The following is a 10,236-nucleotide window of genomic DNA, read 5'->3' as shown; positions in this document are numbered from 1 at the left end:
AGCTTGCCGCGCTCCATGTAGATGCGGTTGAGGTCGGTGATTTCCAGCTCGCCACGTGGCGACGGCTTGATGCTCTTGGCGATTTCAACCACGTCCTGGTCGTAGAAATACAGACCGGTGACGGCGTAGTTCGACTTGGGCTTCAGTGGCTTTTCTTCCAGGCTGATCGCTTTGCCCTGGGCATCGAACTCAACCACGCCATAACGCTCGGGATCGTTGACGTGATAAGCGAACACACTGGCGCCGTCCTCACGCTGCATGGCGCTTTTGAGCAGCTCGTTGAAGTCGTGGCCGTGATAGATGTTGTCGCCCAGCACCAGCGCCGACGGATCGTTGCCGATAAAGTCCTCGCCGATGATGAAAGCTTGGGCCAGACCATCCGGGGATGCCTGTACGGCGTAGGAAAGATTCAAGCCCCAGTTGCTGCCATCACCCAGCAGCTGTTCGAAGCGCGGGGTGTCCTGTGGCGTGGAAATGATCAGGATGTCGCGAATACCCGCCAGCATCAGCGTGGTCAGCGGGTAGTAGATCATCGGCTTGTCGTAAACCGGCAGCAATTGCTTGGAGATTGCCAAGGTTGCAGGGTGCAGGCGTGTGCCTGAACCACCGGCCAAAATGATTCCTTTACGTTTAAGCATGTTCATTTCTCTAGAATTTCTTTAAGCATCCGTGCCACGCCGTCCTGCCATTCAGGCAGGCAAAGGGAGAAGGCGTTCTGCAGTTTTTGAGTATTGAGTCGAGAGTTGCCAGGACGCTTGGCAGGCGTGGGAAAAGCGGCCGTGGTTATCGCGCCGACGGATGCCGAAGCGACTTTGAGCTCCACGCCTGCCGCCTGCGCCTGTTCGAGCACGAAACGGGCATACCGGTGCCAAGTGGTCTCACCGGCTGCCGCAAGATGGTAGATGCCTTGCAATTGAGGGTTCAAACGCGCCGCACGGATGGCATGTGCGGTGACGTCGGCCAGCAAGTCCGCCCCGGTGGGGGCGCCGAATTGGTCGTCGATCACATTCAGGCTGTCACGTTCCGCTGCCAGGCGCAGCATGGTCTTGGCGAAGTTATTACCGCGCGCCGCATACACCCAACTGGTGCGCAAAATAAGGTGCGCGCAGCCGGACGCCTGGATAGCCTGTTCGCCTTGAAGCTTGGTGGTGCCATAGACACTCAGCGGGCCGACTGGGTCGCTTTCCTGCCACGGCGTATCACCCTGGCCGTCAAACACATAGTCCGTGGAGTAATGCACCAGCAAGGCATTCAGCTTTCGGGCTTCTGTTGCCAGCACCGCCGGGGCTTCAGCGTTCACGCGCAGCGCTTGGCCCGGCTCACTCTCGGCCTTGTCGACGGCGGTGTAAGCCGCTGCGTTGACGATTACGTCAGGCGCAAACCGCTGCACGGTAGCCGCCAGCCCTTGCAGATCTTTCAAGTCACCGCAGTAGTCCGGGCTTTTGGAGTGCAACGCCAGGACTTGCCCCAAAGGCGCCAAGCTACGTTGGAGTTCCCAGCCTGCCTGGCCATTTTTGCCAAGCAGCAAGATTCTCATACAGAACGCTCGGAGTAGTGCTTCACTACCCGGCCCAATGCCACGTTTGCACCGATAAAGCCTGCACCGCCGGTTACTAAGATAGTCATTGAGTTAAATCTTTTAAGTAATGTCGCAAGGATGGCCCAGAAGTGTCCATCAACGTCTGCCGATTCACACCGGCCAACCCAAACCCTAGCACTCGTCTGATAAAACCGCCTCGACGATTAACAGGCAAGCAACACGTTGATTGAGCGTGCTTGAAACACGAAGAGGTCGACGAAACGGGGAAAATTAGGCGTTGCACCAACGAAACCGCCACATTGAATACGACGACAGTATAGAGACGGATTTTAAACAAATACGGCCTGCAACCACGACTTTGTCACTAGAGAGAAACCCTCGACAGAAGCCGGCAGCGTTGCTCAGCCCGCCGCCACCTGCAGACGCACCGATTACCCCATATAAAATAACAACTTACAGTCTAAAGGGCGGAATTATTACAGCATTGCCCTACAGGTACAACATGACCCTCTGATGCCCAAGGGGGCGTTTCGGCGTGCGATCTACCGCCCCCTTGATGCTCACCTTCTAGTGTTTACGGAAGACAAACGCCAAGCCGATGATGATCAAAACCATCCCCAGCACACTCAATACCGCGAGCAGATTGCCAAAGATCAGATAGTCCATCACGGCCGTTACCGCCGGCACCAGGTAAAACGGGCTGGTGACATTCACCAGATTGCCTCGCGCAATCAGGCGGTACAGCAACAGCGTCGCCAGCAATGACACCACCAACCCCATCCACAGCACCGGCAGATAAAAGCCGGCGTCGTGTTCAAAGTGGAAGGGCTGGAATGGCACAAATACCGAGCACAGCAACAGTCCGGCCAGGTACTGCACCGGCAGCGTGCCCAAGGGGTTGTCAGTAATGCGCTTCTGCATGATGGAACCAAAGGTCATGCTCGCCAGCGCCAGCAGTCCGAACAGCATCCCTGCCAGAGACATGCCCGACAGCCCAATGCCCTGGTAGACCACCATGATCAACCCCGCCAACCCCAGCGTCAGGCCGAACATGCGGCTTAACGAACGCTGACGCTCCATCAGCACCACCGTCAGGATCGGCTGCACGCCCATGATGGTTGTCATCACGCCGGGCGTCACTTTGAGGTCCATGGCCAGCAGATAGAAAATCTGATAGGCCCCCAACAGCACCAACCCGGTTGCCGCCGCATACAACATCGGCTTGCCGGGGCGGGGCAATTTCAGCTTGAGGATCGGCACCAGGATCACCAACCCTGCCAGGGCGAGGGCAAAACGGATCAACAGAAAGGCAAAGGGCGAAGCATGGGCCAGGCCCAACTTGGAGAAAATCGCCCCGCTGCTCCACAGCAGCACAAACAGGCTCGTCGAGGCCGCCGCGGCCACGGATTGTTTCGAAAGAACAGACATGAATACCACCTGTCATCAGGCAAAAAAGCCAATTCAGCTAAGGCTGAAACTCAGTAGGTTTTTTCAGGCGGGCACAGGGGAACAGCGATTCGCTGATCAGCCCGAAATGCCGACACCCGGCGGTGATACGACTGCGTACGCCGGCGTGCTACTGACAGGTGGGGGGTAGTGACTGATCTGCGCAGGCTGCTTACTCGCGCGCGGCACGACCACAGCGTTGACCGCTGAATCGACTACCGCTATGCGAGGGGAAGCAGGCATGGGCTGATCTTGTGTGAAGGGTTTGAGAGCGCCGACTATAACCAGCCGTCGACATAATTTGCAATCACCCGCGCAGCAGCCTATTCGCGTGGAGGAGTTTTCACTTTGAGACAAAGACACGTCGTTATAATGTCGACCAGTTTTTATCCAAGGATTTCACATGCTCGCTCTGCCCTGGCTGTACCTGGCGCTTCTCTCCATTGGCTATGTACTCGCCTTGACCTATGGACAACTCGGCGCGCTGGCGGCGGTGTCAGTCGCCTTGCTGCTGATCGCTGGCTACGTCGTGCGCCAGCAGCGCACACCTTGGGCGCGTTACGTCGGTCATGGGCTGTTCATCGTACTGGCCCTGGGCTTGGCGATGCACTGGCTGCCCGGCTTCTACAATGGGCGAGCAATTGACCCGCAGCGCTTTACACCTGACGCCGTACCGTTCTCGATGTACCTGAACCAGGACAAACCGCTGATTGGCTTCTGGCTGTTGCTGGCCTGTCCATGGATTGTGGCGCGGCGCTCATTGCGCCTGACGATTTGCGTTACGGCACTGGCCTTGAGCCTCACAGCCGTCGCCGCATTGGGCGGCGCGGTATTGTTGGGGATCACCAACTGGGCACCAAAGTGGCCGGAACAGACGTGGATTTGGGTGCTGAATAACCTGCTGCTAGTTACGTTGGTAGAAGAGGCGTTATTTCGGGGCTATATCCAGGGTGGCTTGAGCCGACGCTTCAAGCAACTGCCTTACGGGGAGAACCTGGCCCTGCTATTGGCTTCACTGTTGTTTGGGCTGGTGCATGTCGGCGCCGGGTGGCAGTGGACGTTGTTGGCTGGGATTGCCGGGGTTGGGTATGGTTTGGCGTATAGATTTGGCGGGTTGGGAGCGGCGGTGGTGACGCATTTTGGGGTGAATTTGCTGCATTTTGGGCTATTTGTGTATCCGATGGTTGGTTGAAGGGCAAGCTTTGGGCATTCATTCCCAAAGAGCTGGTCGACCAGTTCGTCAGTGGCCCGATGAGTGCTGAAGCCATTCAGGATGCCTCGATGGCGTTCAAAAAGGCGCTGATTAAGCGAGCCCTTGGTACCGAGCTGGGTCACCACCTTGGCTATCCTGATCCCGAAGCACGAGCGCCGCTTTACGGGCTTCGACGACAAGATCATTGCGATGTATGCCCGAGGCATGACGGTTCGTGAGATCCGTGCATTTTTATCTGAACAGTACGGAACAGACGTCTCTCACGACTTCATCAGTTCAGTTACCGATGCGGTTTTAGACGAAGTCACTGCCTGGCAACAACGACCGCTTGAACCGATGTACCCGGTGATTTTCTTCGATGCGTTGCGAGTCAAAATTCGCGACGAAGCTTGGTTCGCAACAAGGCAATCTATTTGGCGCTGGGTGCCTTGCCAGATGGAACCCGAGACATCTTGAGTATTTGGATTGAAACAACCGAAGGTGCGAAGTTTTGGATGAAGGTTTTCAACGACCTCAAAATCCGAGGTATCGAGGACGTTTTGATCGCAGTAACTGATGGCCTCAAAGGTATGCCTGAAGCGCTGAGCGCGGTATTTCCTGAGGCAACGTTGCAGACCTGCATTGTGCATTTGATCCGCAACAGTCTCGACTATGCGCCTTGGGATAAGCGCCGCGAGCTGGCGAAAGCGTTGAAGCCGACCTCGCTGACGCCGCTGAATAAGCGCTGTTAGCTTTCGAAACCGGCCCTTGGGGCAAGCAATATCCAACGGTTGCAAAGGCCTGGAAGCGTGCCTGGGATCGGTTTATCCCGTTCTTCGTGTTCCCCCCGGCCGTACGTAAAGTGATCTACACGATGAACGCCATCGAGAGTATCAGTGCTCAGTTGCGCAAGATCATCAAGGCCAGAAGCCATTTCCCGACGGATGATGCTGCGACGAAGCTGATTTGGTTGGGATCACGCAATATCACCGCGAACTGGGGCAGTGCAGCCCATGACTGGAAGATCGCGATGAATCAATTTGCGATCCTGCACGGAGATCGATTTATCAGGCCGACCTGGTAAAGCTAAGGCCTGCCTGACGGCAGGCCGTTACCGGCCCGCACGCAAAAAATCTAACACTCTCTGGGCATGCAGAAATCACCTAGTCGTGCAGACTTTTTAATTAACTCCCAATTACGCTAATTAAGAAGACGGGGCTACTACCCCGGCCTTGCTGCTATTACATTTCGGAATAAAAAGTAAACCCCTTAAGACCCCAGCCCAAAGATCATCTATATTGCTCAGAAAAAACTTATAAACGCAGCCAGAAAAAATCGCGTTCTAAAGGACGCCATCTCCACTATTAATTTCTCGAACAGACTTACGAATTGCTAACAATCTACGATCAACAACCAAAACCAAGAGAACGCTAACCAATATAGTTAGCACTGCACCAACCAAAAAGACATTAACCGAACGGACAGCGCTACTTTCACCCGCAATCTTCCACGCCAGAAACCCAAATACATACTGCCCTAAGAACATTGGATAGGCCAAATCGCCGAGCCATCTATCAACCTTCCCTATTTTGCCTTCAAACCGTGACCTATTAATAATTAATACTGCAAAAAATGCAAGTACATCATTAACGTAATAAAAAATAGACCCAATGAACTTAGATTGCGACAGAGAAAAAAACCAATTAATCATAAAAAGCAAAATCACCAAACCCGTGAAAAAGCTAGCATGGCCTACCGAAAGTTTCCACACACGAAAACATTTCATAGCATGGTAAGCGAGAGCACCCAGTGAGAAGGGCAACATCGCCGCGGGAACCGGAAAGTAGGCTAGCATCTGGTTAACAGGTGAATGCAATATATAAAACTGCCAAACGCAAGCCGCCACTATAGAAAAGATAGTAGACCATAAATATCTTGCAGAAAAAAACCATAATAAAAAATAACAAACTATTTCCACCCCAACCGACCACGTTGAGGGAACTAGTCGAAAATGCGGCGTGACACTGTGTAAAAACTCAAAGGATGTAAAGTTTACAGGAACTATATCGTCCGCAAAAAAAGCCCAAGGAAATATCAAAATATTACCCATAAAGTCTTGAATTGACGTTGAGACACTCCACGAGCCATGAAAGTCTGCATACCCTTCTAGAGCCAGAGCAAAAAGCATACTAATAAAAGCTATGACAAAATAAGATGGATAAAGCCTAAGAAACCGATTAACAGCGAAAGGAATAAATCTGAATCTATAGGTTTCGTGGAGAACCAGAGTAATCAAAAAACCACTAATCACATAAAAAAGTTAACCGCCAGCAAACCAATATTAGGTATCGACGCAGTTAAGTGAAAAGCAATAACGCTGAACGAAAGTAAAAATCTAATAATACCAAGCATAATAAACCCCACCCAGCAAACAAGACGACCTGACTAAAAACTTAAACCCGATAAAAGACATTCAAAAATATAAAACTCGCAATCCAACTTAGCAAACATAAAAAACGGGAGCAATTTAATTGCTCCCGACTACTCACATACGCAACTACTGTATTTTAGAAATTTCCACTTTCTCGATACCTATGCCTAAAATCCTTGCATCTTCACTCATCCCCAGCTGTTTGGGAGAAGTTGGAAATGGGACGACCACAGACAACACATTAACGCTATTTGGATTTTCGATATTTACCTTATACTCACCACTCGTCGCACTCAATTTAACGGGGTAACTGCGCCCATCAATACTCAGATTAAACACCTTACCGTCATTAGGGCCGAATGCTTTAGCATTTAAAATCAGCTCAAACTTTTCTGGTAAAGGCTTTACAAATTTCATAGTTACAACGGACGCGCTAGACCAGGCGCCCCAGTTTTCCGAATGCGACATACCACTAACATGCGATACTGAATAAGGCAAAAAGCCGCTACTAAAATCAATAATTATTGGATATGCAGATCCCTTTCTTGCCAATGAAAACCCGTTCAGCTGCTTTACTTCAAAGTCGTCTTTCGCAAAATCGACATCACCAACAGCCAATACCCATTTTTTATTAGGAGGCATTTGAGCTGCGGTGTATGACACACCCGGGATATAAGAAGCATCACGTACCGCGTCCACATTATCCAAATGAAATAAAACACGAAATATCGATGATACATCGTCACCAACAACTACTAACTTTGCCAACTCATTACTCGGAACATAGTTTTTCGTGAAAATCCCCGCCTTGTCATAGGTGTCAATCGTCATCCTTGACCTTAGCTCGACATTATTATAAATCGTCGTAACAACTACAGACAAAGGCAGGTATAAAAACATGAAAAAGAGAGCCCCGTCGCGTGCAGACCTAACCCACAACACCACTGAGAACACGGACAAGCCTGCTAACACCATGAAGAGCTTAGCATTTAACGTGTAACCACGAATTTCTGGTCCATCGACATAACTAGGCATGAAAGGAAGCATTTTTGTCGTCGCTGCATAGCATATTGCAGCTATGACGAGGACGGCGGATGCATAACGCCAATACTTTAAGTACTCTTCATGAGTACGACGAATTTGAGATCCAATTGCAACGAATAACAAAGGGAAGAGAAAATCGTAGTAACGCATGTGCAGTCTAAACGCTGTTTCATAAAGAGTAGTGCCTGCAACTGAAGCGGTAAACAATGCTACTACTGCAATCAAATTCAACAACAACATCGCAATACAAAAAGCCAGCTTATCTTCCGGCTTGCTGATCTTGCGTGCGAATGATCTAACAACGCCAAACATTACAACCGCAACCGCAGCACCAAACATTAGTATCGTGGCAAGCATATGGCCAACCACCAAGGGCGGGCTTGCAGAAATAATATCGAGATATCTCTGAAGCGAAGATGCATTTGATTCTAAATTGGACGTATAAAAATTACCGAATAAAGTTAGCCCAGCTTTTCCCGCTATTAGATAACCGATAACGAATTTAGTCAGAAAGACAAAGACCCCAAAAATCGAAGAATCTATAATGCCTTTAACAAACCAATTCTTTACTGAATCATAATAGGAAAAAAATATAATGGAGACACAAAACGCCGGAACCATGAAGAGCGCGTGTGGTTTTATTAAAGAAGCAGCCCCGACCATAGCCCCTAAGATAACAAATCTTCTTAGAAGAGCAGGACTCTCAAAATTTAGAAAATAAGCAATGGCAACCCAAAAAGACAAAAAGAATAATGCCTCTGGCATATAGTACGCCGTGTAACCATTGACTGGCCCCAGCATACTTATGACAACAATCAGCAAAGAAATTCTAAACCCACAAAAACGTCTAGCAACAAGATAAATAAAAGGAGCAGAACATACGAAAAATAGCGTATTTAAAATCCGAGCACATTCAAGGTATCCATCACCACATAGACTGGTTAATCTAAACACTGAGAGATATAGATAATCTGGAATTTCAGCGGAGGCGATCGGCTTTAAGCGCGACATAGTATTATATATGTATTCGTCCGCCATAATACTAGGATAAAGCCCGGCAGATCGCATGACTAGCAAGATTAGAGCAGCAACCATAACTCCGCCAACTAAAAGCGTAGCTGCTGACTGCTCTCTACTTAAAGATCGCATAATTTTCCCCATACAATTAAACCATTTTTTTATGAAACTATGACCTTATCGCCAACACTATCCCCACGATAATAAATAGCACACCTATAAAATATTGCGTCTGAAAACGTTCCCCTAAAATAAAATAGCTGCCAATAGGCACTAAAATAAATGCCATCGCCATGAGGGGATAGGCTTTACCTAACTCAATTTTCTGAAGAACCCACACCCAAGCCAGCGTGGTAAAACCATAAAGAGCAAATGCAGAGCCTAATATAAGTATAGTTTTCAGGTCAAACAACGTGCCCGCTCGCTGCATAGCACTAGCGCTTAATTTAAACATTATTTGTCCAGCGGCGATGCCAAACACGCACAAGACAGCGATTGCATAAACCATCAGCGATTACCTGCTTTGGGTTTGGATTTCAGTTTTGACAAGTGAAAAGCCCTCCTGGGCACAGAGGCGATATCTTGACCTAAAAATGCCAAAATAAACTGGATGCCCAAAATGATTGGCAGGGCTGATAGCATAACAGTGCCGGCCGGTGTAGGAAGGCCAGTGTACATCGAGTTTATCCAGTGAGAGGTACCGAATATGACACCGCTTACCAGCATCAGCAGACCTACGGGCAGTTCGATTGACGCTAACGACATGTCACGGAGGTAGTAGTTATAAAAAATGCGCTTGCCAAAATTTCGCACATGCTTGACAAAGAACTCCCCCACAACTTTAGATATCTTCAAATTACTTACTTCATCACCGTACTTGGCATCCATTGGTATATCTACGACTACCGCGCGAAGCGTGTTCAACCTGAACAAAATATCCGTCTCGAAAAAGTAGCGTCGACTAATCTTGTTAAAGGGCAAGTGCTTGGCGACATCACGATGTATCGCAGTGTAACCATTTGTTGGATCAAACAGATCCCAATAACCGGAAGAAAATTTTGTCATGAACGAAAGTACAGCATTACCAAATAGGCGAATCTTCGGCATCGCTCGGATTTCTTCGAGGTCGTAGAAGCGGTTGCCCTTTGTGTAATCTGCCTCACCATCGAGAATTGGATTCACAAAGTTCAACAGCAACCCTGGGTCCATTTGGTCATCGCCATCAATTTTGACAATGATGTCCATTCCGTCGTCCACAGCAGCCTTATAACCATTCATCACCGCGCCGCCAACACCCTGATTCTCAGGATTGCGCAGAACCACAACTCGCCCATCAGTACAGTGTTGTTCCACGTAGGCCCCTGAACCTTCCGGACAGCAGTCATCAACAACATAAATGCGTTCGACTTCAGGACCAATTGCTGCGATCACATTCAAAATGTGGGCGATTACCTTATAGCAAGGGATCACCACAGCGATCTTATTACGCTGATCCGCTTCAACTGCGCCGATGAAGCTTTGCTCAAACTGGTCTTGGTGGGCGGTGGTCATATTTCAGTTTCCCTG

General features: G+C 49.5%; 8 protein-coding genes and 1 pseudogene. 2 read left to right on the top strand and 7 right to left on the bottom strand.

From position 1 onward, the window contains the following. The 3 genes from rfbA to AC19YS_RS03425 form a co-directional block, all read right to left on the bottom strand. On the bottom strand, nucleotides 1–638 hold a 638-nt coding region (rfbA, locus tag AC19YS_RS03435), incomplete at its 3' end, for a glucose-1-phosphate thymidylyltransferase RfbA (protein WP_500600926.1). Nucleotides 639–640: 2 nt separating this feature from the next. Next, nucleotides 641–1,537 carry a dTDP-4-dehydrorhamnose reductase gene (gene rfbD / locus AC19YS_RS03430; protein ID WP_500600924.1) on the bottom strand — a complete coding sequence of 299 codons (897 nt, stop codon included), beginning with the start codon at nucleotides 1,535–1,537 and terminating at the stop codon, nucleotides 641–643. Between the two features lie 570 nt (nucleotides 1,538–2,107). Next, nucleotides 2,108–2,968, bottom strand: a complete 861-nt coding sequence (locus AC19YS_RS03425) for a DMT family transporter (RefSeq protein ID WP_200622699.1) — start codon at nucleotides 2,966–2,968, stop codon at nucleotides 2,108–2,110. Between the two features lie 421 nt (nucleotides 2,969–3,389). Between AC19YS_RS03425 and AC19YS_RS03420 the strand changes: the two genes are divergently transcribed. After that, a complete protein-coding gene (locus tag AC19YS_RS03420; RefSeq protein ID WP_200622701.1) occupies nucleotides 3,390–4,178 on the top strand; it encodes a CPBP family intramembrane glutamic endopeptidase in 789 nt (262 codons plus the stop codon). Beyond that, nucleotides 4,154–5,262 (top strand): annotated as a pseudogene (locus AC19YS_RS03415) (IS256 family transposase). Before AC19YS_RS03420 ends, AC19YS_RS03415 begins: the two are co-directional and overlap by 25 nt. A gap of 258 nt (nucleotides 5,263–5,520) precedes the next feature. Here AC19YS_RS03415 and AC19YS_RS03410 read toward each other — a convergent pair. The 4 genes from AC19YS_RS03410 to AC19YS_RS03395 all read right to left on the bottom strand — a co-directional run bounded on the left by AC19YS_RS03410 (nucleotide 5,521) and on the right by AC19YS_RS03395 (nucleotide 10,221). Further along, nucleotides 5,521–6,489, bottom strand: a complete 969-nt coding sequence (locus AC19YS_RS03410) for an acyltransferase family protein (protein WP_500600921.1) — start codon at nucleotides 6,487–6,489, stop codon at nucleotides 5,521–5,523. Nucleotides 6,490–6,735: 246 nt separating this feature from the next. Next, complete coding sequence (locus AC19YS_RS03405) at nucleotides 6,736–8,814, bottom strand: ArnT family glycosyltransferase (protein WP_234452452.1); 2,079 nt, start codon at nucleotides 8,812–8,814, stop codon at nucleotides 6,736–6,738. A 25-nt stretch (nucleotides 8,815–8,839) separates the two neighbouring features. Further along, nucleotides 8,840–9,178, bottom strand: coding sequence for a DMT family transporter (locus tag AC19YS_RS03400; RefSeq protein WP_200622703.1), 339 nt, complete (start codon nucleotides 9,176–9,178; stop codon nucleotides 8,840–8,842). After that, the gene (locus AC19YS_RS03395) at nucleotides 9,178–10,221 is read right to left on the bottom strand and encodes a glycosyltransferase family 2 protein (RefSeq protein WP_200622704.1); all 1,044 of its coding nucleotides are present in this window, start codon (nucleotides 10,219–10,221) and stop codon (nucleotides 9,178–9,180) included. The genes AC19YS_RS03400 and AC19YS_RS03395 overlap by 1 nt, the downstream gene beginning before the upstream one ends. Between the last annotated feature and the right edge of the window lie 15 nt (nucleotides 10,222–10,236).

It is taken from the genome of Pseudomonas sp. MF08831 (assembly GCF_059862645.1).
This window is presented reverse-complemented; position numbering and strand designations above follow the sequence as displayed.